The organism is Rhizobium sp. CAU 1783 (assembly GCF_054551725.1).
Genome location: NZ_JBTOLM010000001.1, coordinates 233,505 through 249,067, shown reverse-complemented (window position 1 = coordinate 249,067; position 15,563 = coordinate 233,505). Strand labels below are relative to the sequence as shown.

Genomic DNA, 15,563 nt, shown 5'->3' with positions numbered 1-15,563 from the left:
TTGAGTTTTCTGATGATGGGAATTCAGTTGCGACGGCTGCGCTTGTCGAAGCGGCGGGCGAGATGGTCGCCCGCGCTCTGCACGGCCTGCACCAGCACGATCAGCACGACCACGACCGTCAGCATCACCTCCGGCATGAAGCGCTGGTATCCGTAGCGGATGCCGAGGTCGCCGAGACCGCCACCACCGACCGCGCCAACCATGGCCGAATAGCCGATCAGGCTGACGAGCGTCAGGGTGAGCGCGAGCGTGATGCCGGGCTTTGCCTCGGCAAGCAGAACCTTGGTGACAATCTGGAATGGCGTGGCGCCCATGGCACGCGCAGCCTCGATCAGGCCCTTGTCGACCTCGCGGATCGCCGCCTCGATCAGGCGCGCCACGAAGGGAATGGTCGAGATGGTCAGCGGCACGATCGCAGCGATCGTGCCGATCGAGGTGCCGGTGACCAAACGGGTAAACGGAATGATCGCGACGACGAGGATGATGAAGGGTGTCGAGCGCAACGCATTGACCACCAGACCGACAATCCGGTTGACAGCCGGCGCGGCAAAGAGCTCGCCGCGCGCGCTCGTTGCGAGGAAGACACCGATCGGCAGGCCGACTAGCGTGCCGAGCAGACCGGCCGCGGCGACCATCTGCAGGGTCTGCCAAAGAGCCTTGACGAGCAGATTTATAAGCATTTCAGGCGCCATAGCCGAGCACCTCCGTGGCGAGACCGGTTTCCTGGTAGAAGCGGTTGGCCCGCTCGAGTGTCGCCGGATCGGCGGGATAGGAGACGACGAGCGAGCCGAAGGGCTCGCCTGCGATCTCGTCGATCGCGCCGGCCAGAATGTTGAGATCGGTGCCGATCTCCGCGACAAGCCGGGCCGTCAGCGGCTGGAAGGCCGTGTCGCCGAAGAAGACTAGGCGCACGAGCGCCCGGTCGCCGACAGCCGGTACCGGCTTCAGGTCGGAGCGGATCCACTCAGGCAGCTTCGCCCCCACCGTCGCGGAGAGGAGCACACGGGTGGTCTCGTGCTTCGGTGCCGTGAAGACGTCGAAGGTGCGTCCGCTTTCGACGATCAGTCCCCGGTCGATCACCGCGACATGCGAGGCGATGGTCTTCACCACCTCCATCTCGTGGGTGATCAGCAGCACGGTGAGATCGAGGTCGCGGTTGATGGTCTTCAAGAGTTCCAGGATCGACTGCGTCGTCTCGGGATCGAGCGCCGAGGTCGCTTCATCCGAGAGCAGCAGCTTCGGCTCGGTGGCGAGCGCACGGGCGATTCCGACGCGCTGCTTCTGCCCGCCGGAAAGCTCCGCCGGATAGCGTCCGGCCTTGTCGGCAAGACCGACCAGTTCCATCAGCGGCTTGACGCGGCGATCGATCGCCTGGCGGTCGAGACCGGCGATCTCGAGCGGCAGGGCGATGTTGTCATGCACCGTGCGCGAGGACAGCAGGTTGAAGTGCTGGAAGATCATACCGACTTCTCGGCGCAGCGCTCGGAGCCCTGCTTCGTCCAGTGCCCCGACGTCGACGCCGTCGACCAGAACCTTACCGGTGGACGGCAGCTCAAGTCCGTTGACGAGCCGGATCAGGGTCGACTTGCCGGCACCCGAGCGGCCGATGATGCCGCTGATCGCGCCCTTCGGGACCGAATAGTCGATGCCGGCCAGCGCGGTGAAGCCTGTCTGGCCGTTCGCACCGCCGAAATGCTTGGTGACACCTTCGAAGGCCACCATGGGACGCCCCGTCCCGGCAGTATGGTCGGCAGTCGCAATCATCGGACACCCCCCGGCGAGGCAGCGCGAGAAACAGGTCGGTCGGTCATGGAATTCTCTTCGGTGAAAACCGCAGGATTGCGGCAAAGATGCGTGGATGTCGGCTTAGTGCGACATACACATTCGGACGGTTCGGCGTCGCTCTAACATCTTTGGTTTCACCCTTTCAAACCCGCGGGACGCAAGTCAGCTATGCGCTGCGGAAATCTGATGCGCTTATCGCACCCGTCGGCGGGTCCGCACAGGGATGTTTTTCCGCCTTAAATCGGATCGCGGGGAATATTTGCCCAAATCGGGCCGAACTCTCGCGGGCACAACCAATCGCCCGCATCGACGTTCGACGTGGCGCCGGCGCCTTGGCGGAGGGCCGATGGCCGGGACGGCCAGACACGGCAGATGGACAGATGCCGGGGCCGAAGCCCCGGCATCCTCAAACCTCACTTCACGACGCTGATGAAGCTGTCCTTCGCCCGGCGAACCTTCTTGAGGTTCACCAGCCAATCGCCCTCTTCCTCACGATAACCAATCGGCATGATGGTGACCGAGCGCAGGCCGCGTTCGCGCAGCCCCAGGATCTCGTCCAGTTTCGCGGCGTCGAACCCTTCCATCGGGGTTGCATCCACGCCTTCGAAAGCGGCCGCGGTGAGTGCCAGGCCAAAACCGATATAGGCCTGCCGCGCCGCATGCTCGAAGTTCACCTGCGGGTCGCGCGGAACATAGGTGTCGAGCAGCATCTTCCGGTAATTCTCCCAACCTTCGTTGGTGAAGCCGCGCTCCTTGTTGACGAGATCGAACATCATGTTGATGCGCTCGGGCGTGTAGTTGTCCCAGGCCGCGAAGACCAACAGATGCGAACCATCCGTGACCTGCGCCTGGTTCCAGGCAATCTCGCGAATCTTGGCACGCGTTTCCGGGTTCGTGACGACGATGATTTCGTAGGGCTGCAGGCCGCTGGACGTCGGCGCCAGGCGGGCCGCCTCCAGAATGCGTTCGACCTTGTCGTCGGAAACGACCTTCGCGGGGTCCATCTTCTTGGTGGCGTAGCGCCAGTTGAGTTTTTCGAGAAGCACGGTTTGACCTTTCCTGGTTTCCGCGCGCCTCGCAACGGTCCCTTGGGAGGTCGGACTGAGCGGAGCTGGCGCACGGTATCATTTAGTAACCAGGCTCAAATAGGTAACTTGAAAAACCGCGCAAGAAGGCACATTTTTGTTACCAACCAGCGGGAGAAGAGGAATGCCGAAACACTATGATCCGGCCAAATGCCAGACGGTCTGCGAGATGCTGTCACGCATCGGCGACAAGTGGAGCGTGCTCGTCATCATGATCCTCGGCGACGGACCGACCCGTTTCAGCGACCTCAAGCGCGCGGTCGTCGGCATCTCGCAACGAATGCTGACCCTGACCCTGCGCGCGCTGGAGAGAGACGGCCTGGTCCGCCGGACCGTCTATCCGACCGTCCCGCCGCGGGTTGAATACGAGTTGACAGAACTCGGCCAGTCCCTTCGCGAGCCGATCCAGGCCATGGGCGGCTGGGTCTTTCGCAATCACGACCAGATCAAGAACGCTCGCGCCGAGTTCGACGCGCGGCATGCCGGGGAACAGGCCGACCCGAAAGTTGCACGCCTGGGGTAAGGCGCGACGCCCCGCCGGCGGCAGCGATGCTCGCCAGGGGACGCACGACTCACGGGTTTAACTGCCTTTGTGGTTGCCCTTCGGGAATTCCCGCGACAAGTCGCTGTACCACTTGCCGCTCTTCTTCACGGTCCGGACCTGTGTATCGTAATCGACATGGACGAGACCGAAACGCATCCGGTAGCCCTCCGCCCATTCAAAATTGTCCATCAGGCTCCAGGCAAAATAGCCCCGCATCGGGAAGCCATCCTTGATCAGATCGGCGACCACGCCCAGATGCTCGGCGTAGTAGTCGAGGCGCGGCTGGTCGTCGACCTCGCCGTTCTCGACGCCCATGTTGTAGCAGGCCCCGTTTTCGGTGATGTAGCAGACCGGCAGCTCGTAGCGATTGTAGAGACCTTCGACGAGCGACTTCAGCGCCGGAGCATAGACCTCCCAGCCGATGTCGGTCTTCACCTTCGAAACCGGCGGAGCATCGGCCGTCGCGGGGAATACGGCGCCCGGCGTCGGATCGTCGGCAACGCGCATCGGCGTGTAATAGTTGAGCCCCCACCAGTCGAGTCTCTGGCCGATGATGGCCATGTCGCCGTCCTCGATCTTCGGCATGCGGTCGCCCAGCGCCGAGAGGAAGTCGGCCGGATACTCGCCCTTGAACACCGGATCGAAGAACACGCCGTTGTGGAACTGGAAGGCCCGCTCGGCGGCCGCCGTATCGGCCGCACTTTCTGAGGCAGCAATGACCGAATGCGCATTGAGCACAAGACCCGCCGGCACCTGCGGCGCCACCTGCCGGATCGCGTCGATGCCCAGCCCATGGGCCAGATTGGTGTAGTGTAGCGCATGCAACGCCGCGTCCATGTTCTTCTCGCCGGGAGCGTGGATGCCGTAGAGGTGGGAAAGCCAGACCGAGCACCACGGCTCGTTGAAGGTCGCCACCGCATCAAGCCGGTCACCGAGGCGAGCCATGACCACCTTGGCATAGCGCTGGAACGCATAGGCCGTCGAGCGCGCCGTCCATCCGCCTTCGCCCATCAGTGTCAGCGGCAGGTCCCAGTGGTAGAGCGTGGCGAATGCCTTGATGCCGCGATCCTTCAGCCCGTCGACCAGCTTGTCGTAGAAATCGAGACCCTTCTCGTTGATCCGTCCGGTGCCGTCCGGGATGATCCGCGGCCAGGCGATCGAGAAGCGGTACGCCGAAACGCCCATTTCCTTGATGAGATCGAGATCGGCCTCCCAGCGATTGTAGTGATCGCAGGCGACGTCGCCGTTGTGCCGGCCATAGACCCGCCCCGGCATGTTGGAGAACGCATCCCAGATCGACGGCTTGCGGCCGTCGGCTTTCGACGCCCCTTCGATCTGGAACGAGGCGGTCGCGACGCCAAAGGTGAAATCGCCGGGGAAACGGGCGGCAAGGCTCTTCGGATCGATCATGGGAACTACTCGTCTTTGCTGATGCGCCACGCCGGCCTTGTCAGGCTCCGGCCCGGCGACGGATTTGGCCGCGCGCGGTTTAGACCAATCAAGCCCGAAGGTACAGGCCAGACCGCCGTTTTCTGCAACGTTTCAGAATTCGCGATCAACAAAACATCAATGAAAGGTGCCGCGGCAAGTAAAATCGCCGCGGCGCCTGTCGTCAGGGCCTTACCCAGGCCCCGTTCTGGCGCGAAGAGGCGATGCAGGCCTCGACGAAGGCGACACCCTTCACGCCGTCGTCGATGGTCGGATAGGTGACCGCCGGATCGACCGGCGCACCGGTCCTTGCCGCGTTGATCGCCGCGGCCGCTTCCGAATAGATCGTCGCGAAGGCCTCGAGATACCCTTCCGGATGGCCGCTCGGGATGCGCGTCACGCGCTGGGCGGCGGCACCGGCACCCGCGCCGCCACGGGTGATCAGCTGCTTGGGCTCCCCGAGCCGGGTGAACCACAGATAGGTCGGGTCCGCCTGAACCCATTCGATACCGGCCTTGGTGCCGTAGACGCGAACCTTCAGCCCGTTCTCGTGTCCGACCGCCACTTGGCTGCACCAGAGCAGCCCCTTGGCGCCACCTTTGAACCGCATCATCACATGGGCGTTGTCGTCGAGTTGCCGGCCGGCCACGAAGGTGTGCACGTCGGCGGCAAGTTCCTCGATCTCGAGCCCGGAGATGAAGCAGCCGAGATTGTAGGCATGCGTGCCGATGTCGCCCGTCGATCCGCCGGCGCCCGACTGCTTGGGGTCGGTGCGCCAGGCCGCCTGCTTCTGGCCCGTCTGTTCGATCGGCTCGGCCAGCCAGTCCTGCGGATATTCCATCTGCACCAGCCGGATCTCCCCGAGCGCGCCCGATTGCACGAGTTCGCGCGCATGGCGCACCATCGGATAGCCGGTGTAATTGTGGGTCAGCACGAAGAGCGCCCGCGAGGCCTCGGCGACGGCCTTCAGCTTCTTCGCATCCTCGAGATTGGACGTCAGCGGCTTGTCGCAGATGACGTGGATGCCGCGCTCGAGAAAGGCTTTCGCCGCCGGATAGTGCACGTGGTTCGGCGTCACGATCGACACGGCCTCGATGCCGTCTGCCCGCGCCGCCTCCTTTTCCGCCATTTCCTCGAACGAGCCGTAGCACCGATCGGGGTCGAGGCCGAGTTCACGGCCCGAGGCCAGCGACTTCTCCGCCGTGGAGGACAGCGCGCCGGCCACCAGCTCGAAATGATCGTCGAGCCGCGCCGCCATGCGATGCACCCCGCCGATGAAGGCACCCGAACCGCCCCCCACCATGCCGAGCCTGATTTTCTGCGTCCGCGCTTCCGTCTTTCCCTCGATTGCCATGAAATACCTCCTGGAGAAATCTGATGTAGTGGAATTGCCCCTCATACGGCTGCCGCAACCTTCTCCCCGCTGGCGGGGGCCCGAAGGACAGGTCGAGACACGTGGCTCGACCCCGATCGGGTCAGGGTGAGGGGCAAATTCCGTCGCTCAAAGCCCCAGCATCCGCCGGTTCGCCGCATCATCGGTGCCGCTCGACGCGAAGTCGTCGAAGGCGTGTTCGGTGACGCGGATGATGTGGTGCTTGACGAATTCTGCGCCCTCGCGCGCGCCGTCTTCCGGATGCTTGAGTGCGCATTCCCATTCGACCACCGCCCAGCCGTCGAAATCATTGGCTGCCATCTTGGAGAAGATCGCGCCGAAATCGACCTGGCCGTCGCCCAGCGAACGGAAGCGGCCTGCGCGATTGACCCAGCCCTGATAGCCGCCATAGACGCCCTGCCGGCCGGTCGGATTGAACTCGGCATCCTTGACGTGGAACATCTTGATCCGGTCCTTATAGATGTCGATGTTGTCGAGATAGTCGAGGCACTGCAGCACATAGTGCGAGGGATCGTAGAGCATGTTGGCGCGGGAATGGTTCTTCACCCGCTCGAGGAACATCTCGAAGGTCACCCCGTCATGCAGGTCCTCGCCCGGATGGATCTCGTAGCAGACATCGACTCCCTGTTCCTCGGCATAGTTCAGGATCGGTGTCCAGCGGCGAGCGAGTTCATCAAACGCGGTCTCGACCAGGCCCGCCGGACGCTGCGGCCAGGGATAGACAAAGGGCCAGGCAAGCGCGCCGGAGAATGTCGCATGCGCGTTGATGCCGAGGTTGCGCGACGCCCTGAGCGCGTATTTCACCTGGCTCACCGCCCATTCCTGCCGTGCCTTCGGATTGCCCCGCACCTCCGGTGCGGCAAAACCGTCGAAGGCCTCGTCATAGGCCGGATGCACAGCCACCAGCTGGCCCTGCAGATGGGTGGAAAGCTCGGTGATCTCGACGCCGTTCTGGCGCGCGACGCCCGCGAGCTCGTCGCAATAGTCCTTGGATTCGGCCGCCTTCTTGAGATCGATCAGCTGCCCGGCCCAGGTCGGCACCTGCACGCCGACATAGCCCTTCTCGGCTGCCCATTTCGTGATGGCATCCCAGGAATTGAAGGGAGCGGCATCGCCTGCGAACTGCCCGAGAAAGATGCCGGGGCCCTTGATCGTCTTCATGTATTCTCCTCCCAAAGAAAACTGTAACGTTGCCGTAAGCGTTTTTAGCACGACAAAACCATCGCACAACGTGAAAAGCCGGGGAACGGCAGAGATTGAAAATGGCGAACTGCGGCAGCATCCGCGGCCGCCTGTCGCCGGCCCCTCAAGGAAGGGCCGGCGATCGTTTTGCGGAACCTGGTCTGGCCTGAAGGCTCAGAACGGCGAGTCGGGGAAGTAGTAGTTCTGCGCGTTGTCCTTGGTCACCAACGTCGCATCGAGCGTGTAGGTGCCGTGGACCGGGACCTGGTCGTAGATCGCCGCGGCAGTCAGTTCCATTGCGGTGCCGACCATCGACGGCGGATAGAGCACGTCGACCGGGATCATCTTGTCGCCGTCCATGACCTTCTTGATCATGTCCTTCGAGCCGGCGCCGCCGACGACATACTTGATGTCCGTGCGCTTGGCCTGCTCGATCGCCTGCAGCACGCCGACGGCCATGTCGTCGTCCTGGCACCAGACGACGTCGATCTTCTGATACTTGGTCAGGTAGTCCTGCATGACCTTGAAGGCGTCGTCGCGGTTCCAGTTGCCGAACTGGCGGTCGAGAACCTTGACGTTCGAGCCGGCGATCGCCTTGTCGAAACCGTCCTGGCGCTGCTGGTCGATCGGGATCGGCAGGCCGCGGATCACCACCACCTCTGCGTCGGGCGTGTTTTCCTTGATGTACTGGCCTGCCACTTCGCCGAGCGCCGGATTGTTGCCGGCCACATAGAGATCGCGCACGGAGCTGTCGTTGACGGACGGCGCACGGTCGACGATCGACACGAAGGTCCCCTTGCCCTTCACTTCCTTGATCGCGTTGACCAGCGGATCCGGATCGGTCGGTAGGATGACGAGCGCGTCGATGCCCTGCACCTCGAGATCCTGCAGCGCATTGGCCTGGGTCGCCGGATCGGGCGAAGTCTTGACCACCACCTTGAGACCCGGATGCTCCTTCATCAGCAACTCGGCCACGCGGTTGGCATGATAGACGACACCGGCCGTCCAGCCGTGGTCGGCCGCCGGGATCGAAACCCCGATCGTCTTTTCCTCCTGCGCCTGGGCGACCCCGATCAGCGCCGTCATCGCAAGCGCGATGCCCATCAGTTTCTTGTGCATGTTTCTTCCTCCCATAATGCCGGGGTCCTTCGGCATCGGACCGGGCGACCCCTTGAGCCCGGCCCGTTCACGACCTGCGCGTCAGCGAGCGCTGGACGAGCATCGCGATGATGATGATCGAGCCCTGGATGGCGCCGATCAGGTATTCGCTGATGAAGTTGGAAAGCAGCATGATGTTGCCGACCAGTTCGAGGATGAAGGCGCCGCAGATCGTTCCCCACACGCGCCCTGCCCCGCCCTTCAGCGCCGTGCCGCCGACCACGACCGCGGTGATGGCCTGCAGCTCCCAGAGAATGCCGGTGGTCGCCGAGGTGGAGCCCAGGCGCGGCACGTAGAGAAGGACCGCGATCGCCACGCAGAGCCCCTGGATCACGAAGGCGATGGTGCGCACGTGGTCGACCACGATGCCGGAATAGCGTGCCACGTCCCGGTTCTAACCGACCGCCACGACATGCCGTCCATAGCGGGTGCGATAGAGGATGAAGGCGGCGATTGCAGTGACGATCAGGATCACCAGGATCGGCACAGGCAGGCCGAGCACGGAGCCGAAATAGGCTGGCCGGTAGAGCGTCTGCAGATCCGGCGAACCAAGCGTGATCGCGCCCCCTTGGCTCAGCCAAGTGGTCAGCCCGCGATAGATGCCCATCGTGCCGAGCGTGGCGATGAAGGGCTCGATCCGCCCGACCGTGGTGATGAGGCCATTGGCCAGTCCGCAGGCCCCGCCGATCACCACCGCAAGCACGACGGCCGCCGTCAGCATCAGCGACGGATCGGCGATCGCGCCCGAGTTCATGAACAGGATCATCAGGCTCGCAACGAAGGCGACCATCGAGCCGACCGAAAGATCGAGATCGCCGGACGAGATCACGAAGGTCGCGCCGACGGCAATGATGGCGATGAAGGCCGAGCGCGTCGCGACATTGGCAAGATTGGTGAGCCCGATGAAGTTCGGATTGACCAGCGCGCCGATAACGAGCAGCAGCGCAAGCGCCGCGAACGGCGCGACGGCTCTCAGATCGACGTCCCGCCACAGCGTGTGCCGCTGGGCCTGGGGTTCGGGGCTACCGTTGACAGACATGTTCAATCTCGACCTCCCGGCGATCCGGTCGCGGATCGCCCTCCTTCTTCTTCCCGTGCCGCAGTCGCGCCTCAGGCGCTTGCCTGCCGCCGCAACCCTGCCGCATAGCGCATGATCATCTGTTCGGAGATCTCCTCCCCCTCCAGCATCCCGACCATGCGGCCCTCGCGCATCACGGCGACGCGCGTGCAGAGGCCGATGACCTCCGGCATCTCGGAGGACACCACGATGATCGAGCGCCCCTCGCGGGCCAGCGCTGCGATGAAATGGTAGATCTGCTGCTTGGTCCCGACGTCGATGCCGCGCGTCGGTTCGTCGATGATGATGATCTCGGGCTCGGTTTCCATGATCTTGGCCAGCAGTAGCTTCTGCTGGTTGCCGCCGGACATGCGCCCGACCCGCACCTTTTCGTCGCGCACCCGGATATCGAAGCGACGCTTGGCACGCGCCATGGCATTCGCCTCGCTCGCCGGATCGAGATAGCCGTGCCGCACATGGCGTTCGATCGACTGCAGCGTCAGGTTCGCCGTCATGCCCTCGCCAAGCAACAGTCCCTTGCCCTTGCGATCCTTGGTCATGTAGGCGAGCCCGCGCCGGTTGGCCTCGCGGAAATCGCCGGGCGGAAGGGGCTGCGACTTGACGCGTACTTCACCGGCAAGGCGCGGACGCAAACCCGCAACCGCTTCCATCAGCTCGCTGCGCCCCGACCCGATCAGCCCCGAGAAACCGAGAACCTCACCCTTGCGCAGCTCGAAGCTCGCATCGCGCACATAGCCGGTGCAGAGCCCCGCAACGGAAAGCACGACCTCCTCATCGACATTCGGTTCGTGCTTCGTCGGATAGAGGCTCGAAAGCTCGCGGCCGACCATCAGCTGGGCAATCGCTTCGCCGTCGAGCAGCGATGTCGGCGCCGTCTTGATCCACTGGCCGTCGCGCAGCACGGTGACCCGGTCGGTCAACTCCATCACCTCGTCGAGCTTGTGCGACACGAAGACGAAGCTCGTGCCTGCGTCGCGCAGCTTGCGTACCTGATCGAACAGGATATCCGTCTCCTCTCGCGACAGCACGGCGGTCGGCTCATCCATGAAGACGACGCGCGCATCGCGGCTGATCGCCTTGGCGATTTCCACCATCTGCTTGTCGGCAACGGCAAGTGAGCTGATCAGCGCGTCCTCATCGATGTGCGAACCGAGCTGGTCTAGAACCCGGCGTGTCTCGGCGCGCATGAAACGTCGGTCGAGCACGCCAAAACGCGTGACTTCGCGACCGAGGAACAGGCTTTCGGTGACGGTCAGATGTTCGGCAAGATTGAATTCCTGGTGGATCAGGACGATCCCGAGCGCTTCGGCCGCACCATTGGCCGGAAGCGTCACCGGCTGGCCGTCGAGCAGCAGCCTCCCCGAGGTTGGGCTTTCAAAGCCGGACAGGATCTTGACCAGCGTCGACTTGCCGGCGCCGTTCTCGCCCACCAGCGCATGAACCTCGCCCGGCAGCACGTCGAAATCGACGCTGAAGAGCACCTGCACTTCGCCGAAAGACTTCGAGATTCGCTCGGCCGCAAGCACAGCCGTGCGCGGCGCGTCACCACCCAGTGTCATGCTGTCCTCCCGCGGCTCCTCAACCGCTTATGTCGTTTTGTGTAAACCTTTACATCATCCATGTAAAGGTTTACATCGAGCTTTATTGGGGATTGTTCCATCCCGTTCCGCTTTGGCGGTTGCGGGGCTGCCGAATTGGCCGCAAGCCATTCAAAACCCAAGGGGAACGGGGCCTTTCAGCCGTGTCGAATTCCACGCCTGCCACGATCGAAGATGTCGCCCGCCTCGCGGAAGTCTCCATCGCGACGGTCAGCCGTGCCATTCACACGCCGGAGAAGGTAGCGAAGACCACCCGCCAGCGCGTCAACCAGGCGATCGCCATCACCGGCTACACCACCAACGCTATGGCGCGGTCGCTGCGCATGGGCCGTTCCAACATGATCCTGGTGCTCGCGCCGGACATCGGCGATCCGAACTTTTCCAGCATCCTCGTCGGACTGGAAAACGAGGCACGCGCCCATGGCTACGGCGTGCTGATCGGGCATACCCAGAACGACCCGGAACGCGGCCTCGAATATCTGAAGTTCCTCAGTTCCAGCCAGGCCGCCGGCATGGTGCTCTTCACCGGCCACGAACCCTTTGGCCATCAGGCGATGACCCAGCGCCTGCCACCCTCCGTCGCGGTGTTCGAGCCGGTCTTCGGCAGCACCATTTCCTATGTCGGCGTCGACGACACCGCCGGCGCCCGCAAGGCCGCCGAATACCTGCTCGCCTCCGGCCACCGCTCGATCGCATTCGTCGGCGAATCGAAGACCCGGCTTGGCCATGTCCGCCGGCGCAAGGGATACGACATGGCGCTCGATGCCGCCCGCATCCCGCCGGAACAGCGCATGATCATCGACGGCGAAGGCTCGATCGAAAGCGGCCGCCTGGCGGTCGAGCAGCTGTTCATGCGCGACACGCTGCCGACCGCCTTCATGTGCGTCAACGACGCCACCGCCGTCGGCGTGATGAACGGCCTTGCCGCCCGCGGCTACGACCTGCCGCGCGACTTCTCCGTCATCGGCTTCGACGACGTACCGCAGGCGACCTACCTCAATCCGGCGCTTACCACCGTCCGCCAGCCCCGGACCGCGATCGGCAAACAGGCCATGGCCCTGCTGCTCGAAACGCTCGCCACGCCGCTCGGCGAAAAGCGCGAGATCCTGATCCTCCCCGACCTGATCGTGCGGGGATCAGTGACGGCACCGCCGAGACGGTAGGGAGAAGGATTGCCACGGGCATACCGCCGGCGGCCCGTTCGTGGCGCGCTGCAGTCCATCGGTGCCGTCGCCCTCCCCGTCCGCCGAACAGGCGGTCGTGTCGGCACACGACCGTGGATCCTCGGGTCAAGCCCGAGGATGACGGGCGTTTGGACAACCAAAGGCCGGGACGCTTCCGCGCCCCGGCCCCCAAACGCACTCAAGGCGTCGAAATCAAACGTAGCGATTGACGACGTTCTCGAGCAGTTCCTGCTTGCCCGACTTCGGCTGCGGATTGATGTCCCCAGCCGAAACCCGGGACGCGATCGCGTCGAGGCCTTCCTCGCCGCGCAGCATCTTCTGGTTTTCGGCGCTCCCCCAACCGGCATAGCGAGCCTCGAGCGGAGCCGACAGCGCCTTGTCCTCGATCATCTTCGCGGCAGCCTTCAGACCCCGGGCACAGCAATCCATGCCACCGATATGGCCGATCAGCAGGTCTTCCGGATCGAGCGACTGGCGGCGCAGCTTGGCGTCGAAATTCGTGCCGCCCGTCGTGAAGCCGCCGCCGGCAAGAACCTGGTAATAGGCCAACGCCATCTCCGGCACGTTGTTGGGGAACTGGTCGGTATCCCAGCCGGACTGATAGTCGTTGCGGTTCATGTCGATCGAGCCGAAGATGCCGAGCGCGTTGGCGAGCGCTAGTTCATGTTCGAACGAATGGCCGGCGAGGATCGCATGGCCCTGCTCGATATTTACCTTCACTTCCTTCTCGAGGCCATAGTTCTTCAGGAAGCCGTAGACGGTGGCGACGTCATAGTCGTACTGGTGCTTCGACGGCTCCTGCGGCTTCGGCTCGATCAGGATCGTGCCCTTGAAGCCGATCTTGTGCTTGTACTCGACCACGAGATTGAGGAAGCGGCCCATCTGGTCCATTTCCTTCTTCAGATCCGTGTTGAGAAGCGTCTCGTAGCCTTCGCGGCCACCCCACAGCACGTAGTTCTCGCCGCCGAGTTTCTGGGTCGCGTCGATGCAGGTCTTCACCGTCGCCGCGGCAAAGGCAAAGACGTCCGGATCGGGATTGGTGGCGGCACCCGACATGTAGCGGCGATGCGAGAAGAGATTGGCCGTACCCCAGAGCAGCTTGACGCCCGTGGCCGCCTGCTTCTCGGCGAAGTAGTCGACGATCTCCTCGAGGTTTCGCGTGTTCTCCGCGAAGTTCCGGCCCTCCGGACGCACATCCGCATCATGGAAGCAGTAATAGGGCGTGCCGAGCAACTGGAAGAATTCGAAGGCGACGTCGGCCTTCAACTTGGCGGCGTCCATCGTGTCCTTGAACCAGGGGCGCTCAAATGTGTTGCCGCCGAACGGATCGGTGCCCGGCCAGGTGAAGGTGTGCCAGTAGGCGATCGCGAAGCGCAAATGGTCTTCCATGCGCTTGCCCATGACCAATTCGTCCGGGTTGTAGTGGCGGAAGGCGAGCGGATTGGTGCTGTCGGGGCCTTCATACTTGATCTTCTGGGTATTGCCGAAAAAGCCTGTGCTCATTGGTTGTTTCCTCCTGGGTTCGTGTTTCCTGCCTGTTGCGCCGTCAAGGCGCCGCCCCTCATCCGCCTGCCGGTTCCTTCTCCCCGTTGTCACGGGCAGAAGGAACAAGCCGCACTGCAGAGGCAGTCCCCTCTCCCCGCGAGCGGCGAGAGGGTCAGGGTGAGGGGCAAATGTCTCAAAGTCCCCGGATCGCCGGATAAAGGCCTCGGTAGCGCCCATAGGCAGCCTCATAGGCATCCGACAGTGCCGTCACCGGTGTAATGGTCTCCGCAGTCTCCGGCGCAGTGCAGACGGAAAGCGGGTCCGCTCCGGTCGCAGCGATCAGTCCGAGTCGGGCGGCCCCGAAGGCCGCGCCGAAATCGCCGTCAGCGGGGATGTCGACGGGCACGCCGAGCGCCGTTGCGATCGAGGCAAGCCAGTAGCGCGAGCGCGAGCCGCCACCGATCGCGGTCACCCGCTCGATCGTCGTTCCAGCCGATTTCAGCGCCTCGAGATTGTCGCGAATGGCAAAGCTCACCCCTTCGAGCACGGCCTGCGTCAGCACGGCGCGCGAACTCTCGTGGCCGAGACCGATCAACGCACCGCGGATCTTCGCGTCGTTGTGCGGCGTCCGTTCGCCGGAAAGATAAGGCAGGAAGGTCACGCTGCCGGGCGCCTTCAGTTCGTCGCCGAGTTCGGCGGTCAGTTCGCCCGCCGACCGGCCGGTGACACCGCTGTGCCAGTTGAGCGCGTCGGTCGCCGAGAGGATGACACCCATCTGGTGCCAGGTACCGGGCAGCGCGTGGCAGAAGGCATGCACCGCACTTTCCGGCTTCGGGAGATAGGACGCATTGGCAGCGAACAGCACGCCCGACGTGCCCAGCGAAACAAAGGCCTGGCCTTCGGCGACGGTGCCCATGCCGCAGGCGGACGCCGCATTGTCCCCTGCCCCGCCGGCAACGACAACGCCCGACCCCATGCCCCATTCGGCGGCAAGCGTGTCCCGCAGGCTGCCGGCGACATCGGTCCCCTCGACCAGCCCCGGCATCTGCGCCTCGCTGAGGCCGGTTGCCGCCAGAAGTTCGGACGACCAGCGGCGGGCTCCGGTATCGAGCCAGGACGTGCCTGCCGAGTCCGACATGTCGGAGAGATATTCGCCAGTCAGCCAGAGCCGCAGAAAATCCTTCGGAAGCAGCACCTTGGCGACACGGGCAAAGACCTCCGGCTCGTGCTTCGCCACCCAGGCGAGCTTTGGCGCCGTGAAGCCGGGAAAGACGATATTGCCGGTGAGAGCCCGGAAACGCGAGTCAGCATCAAGCGCGGCGGCCTCGACATGGCTGCGCGTGTCGTTCCACAGGATGCAGGGCCGGAGCACCTGATCGGCCGCATCGATCAGCGTCGCTCCATGCATGTGGCCGGAAAGCCCGATGCCCCGGACCGCCCCGAGTTCGCGTCCGTGCGAAGCTTTGAGGCCGGAGACCGCCTCACGCGTCGCGCGGATCCAGTCGAGCGGATCCTGCTCCGACCAGCCGGGATGCGGCCGCGAAACGTCGAGCGCGCCGTGACCGACGCCGATCACACGCTGGTCGGCGTCGATCAGCATCGCCTTGACACCCGAGGTGCCGAGATCAAGCCCGAGATACATG

Annotated in this window: 12 protein-coding genes and 1 pseudogene; 2 read left to right on the top strand and 11 right to left on the bottom strand. The window is 63.9% G+C overall.

The window, feature by feature from the left end; translation table 11 throughout:
- Positions 1-23: 23 nt before the first annotated feature.
- From ACX93L_RS01045 to ACX93L_RS01035, 3 genes are all read right to left on the bottom strand, one after another.
- Positions 24-692, bottom strand: a complete 669-nt coding sequence (locus tag ACX93L_RS01045; RefSeq protein WP_459403125.1) for a methionine ABC transporter permease — start codon at positions 690-692, stop codon at positions 24-26.
- Positions 682-1,722 (bottom strand): methionine ABC transporter ATP-binding protein, encoded by a 1,041-nt coding sequence (locus ACX93L_RS01040; protein ID WP_459404115.1) that lies wholly within the window; start codon positions 1,720-1,722, stop codon positions 682-684. Before ACX93L_RS01040 ends, ACX93L_RS01045 begins: the two co-directional genes overlap by 11 nt.
- Positions 1,723-2,198: 476 nt before the next feature.
- Positions 2,199-2,831, bottom strand: a complete 633-nt coding sequence (locus ACX93L_RS01035; protein ID WP_459403124.1) for an NAD(P)H-dependent oxidoreductase — start codon at positions 2,829-2,831, stop codon at positions 2,199-2,201.
- A gap of 163 nt (positions 2,832-2,994) precedes the next feature.
- Between ACX93L_RS01035 and ACX93L_RS01030 the strand changes: the two genes are divergently transcribed.
- Positions 2,995-3,393 carry a winged helix-turn-helix transcriptional regulator gene (locus ACX93L_RS01030; protein WP_459403123.1) on the top strand — a complete coding sequence of 133 codons (399 nt, stop codon included), beginning with the start codon at positions 2,995-2,997 and terminating at the stop codon, positions 3,391-3,393.
- 57 nt (positions 3,394-3,450) lie between these two features.
- On the opposite strand, the gene ACX93L_RS01025 is transcribed toward ACX93L_RS01030, so the two are convergent.
- The 6 genes and pseudogenes from ACX93L_RS01025 to ACX93L_RS01000 form a co-directional block, all read right to left on the bottom strand.
- Entirely contained in the window at positions 3,451-4,824 is a 1,374-nt protein-coding gene (locus ACX93L_RS01025) for a GH1 family beta-glucosidase (RefSeq protein WP_459403122.1), read from the bottom strand.
- A 202-nt stretch (positions 4,825-5,026) separates the two neighbouring features.
- Positions 5,027-6,196, bottom strand: a complete 1,170-nt coding sequence (locus tag ACX93L_RS01020) for a Gfo/Idh/MocA family protein (RefSeq protein WP_459403121.1) — start codon at positions 6,194-6,196, stop codon at positions 5,027-5,029.
- 147 nt (positions 6,197-6,343) lie between these two features.
- The gene (locus tag ACX93L_RS01015; RefSeq protein ID WP_459403120.1) at positions 6,344-7,396 is read right to left on the bottom strand and encodes a sugar phosphate isomerase/epimerase family protein; all 1,053 of its coding nucleotides are present in this window, start codon (positions 7,394-7,396) and stop codon (positions 6,344-6,346) included.
- Positions 7,397-7,591: 195 nt separating this feature from the next.
- A complete protein-coding gene (locus ACX93L_RS01010) occupies positions 7,592-8,536 on the bottom strand; it encodes a substrate-binding domain-containing protein (RefSeq protein WP_459403119.1) in 945 nt (314 codons plus the stop codon).
- Between the two features lie 67 nt (positions 8,537-8,603).
- Positions 8,604-9,614, bottom strand: a pseudogene (locus tag ACX93L_RS01005) (ABC transporter permease).
- Between the two features lie 71 nt (positions 9,615-9,685).
- A complete protein-coding gene (locus tag ACX93L_RS01000) occupies positions 9,686-11,212 on the bottom strand; it encodes a sugar ABC transporter ATP-binding protein (protein WP_459403118.1) in 1,527 nt (508 codons plus the stop codon).
- A gap of 182 nt (positions 11,213-11,394) precedes the next feature.
- Here ACX93L_RS01000 and ACX93L_RS00995 point away from each other — a divergent pair, with 182 nt between their 5' ends.
- Positions 11,395-12,414, top strand: coding sequence for a LacI family DNA-binding transcriptional regulator (locus tag ACX93L_RS00995; protein WP_459403117.1), 1,020 nt, complete (start codon positions 11,395-11,397; stop codon positions 12,412-12,414).
- A gap of 213 nt (positions 12,415-12,627) precedes the next feature.
- Here ACX93L_RS00995 and xylA read toward each other — a convergent pair whose 3' ends face one another.
- Positions 12,628-13,938 (bottom strand): xylose isomerase, encoded by a 1,311-nt coding sequence (gene xylA, locus ACX93L_RS00990; RefSeq protein ID WP_459403116.1) that lies wholly within the window; start codon positions 13,936-13,938, stop codon positions 12,628-12,630.
- A gap of 175 nt (positions 13,939-14,113) precedes the next feature.
- On the bottom strand, positions 14,114-15,562 hold the full coding sequence (gene xylB, locus ACX93L_RS00985) for a xylulokinase (RefSeq protein ID WP_459403115.1): 1,449 nt from the start codon (positions 15,560-15,562) through the stop codon (positions 14,114-14,116).
- Between the last annotated feature and the right edge of the window lies 1 nt (position 15,563).

Excerpts from the sequence above, each read along its gene's own strand:
- ACX93L_RS01045 (WP_459403125.1), bottom strand. The coding sequence starts at position 692 with ATGGCGCCTGAAATGCTTATAAATCTGCTCGTCAAGGCTCTTTGGCAG.
- ACX93L_RS01040 (WP_459404115.1), bottom strand. The coding sequence starts at position 1,722 with ATGGTGGCCTTCGAAGGTGTCACCAAGCATTTCGGCGGTGCGAACGGC.
- ACX93L_RS01030 (WP_459403123.1), top strand. The coding sequence starts at position 2,995 with ATGCCGAAACACTATGATCCGGCCAAATGCCAGACGGTCTGCGAGATG.
- ACX93L_RS01025 (WP_459403122.1), bottom strand. The coding sequence starts at position 4,824 with ATGATCGATCCGAAGAGCCTTGCCGCCCGTTTCCCCGGCGATTTCACC.
- ACX93L_RS01020 (WP_459403121.1), bottom strand. The coding sequence starts at position 6,196 with ATGGCAATCGAGGGAAAGACGGAAGCGCGGACGCAGAAAATCAGGCTC.
- ACX93L_RS01015 (WP_459403120.1), bottom strand. The coding sequence starts at position 7,396 with ATGAAGACGATCAAGGGCCCCGGCATCTTTCTCGGGCAGTTCGCAGGC.
- ACX93L_RS01010 (WP_459403119.1), bottom strand. The coding sequence starts at position 8,536 with ATGCACAAGAAACTGATGGGCATCGCGCTTGCGATGACGGCGCTGATC.
- ACX93L_RS01000 (WP_459403118.1), bottom strand. The coding sequence starts at position 11,212 with ATGACACTGGGTGGTGACGCGCCGCGCACGGCTGTGCTTGCGGCCGAG.
- xylA (WP_459403116.1), bottom strand. The coding sequence starts at position 13,938 with ATGAGCACAGGCTTTTTCGGCAATACCCAGAAGATCAAGTATGAAGGC.
- xylB (WP_459403115.1), bottom strand. The coding sequence starts at position 15,562 with ATGTATCTCGGGCTTGATCTCGGCACCTCGGGTGTCAAGGCGATGCTG.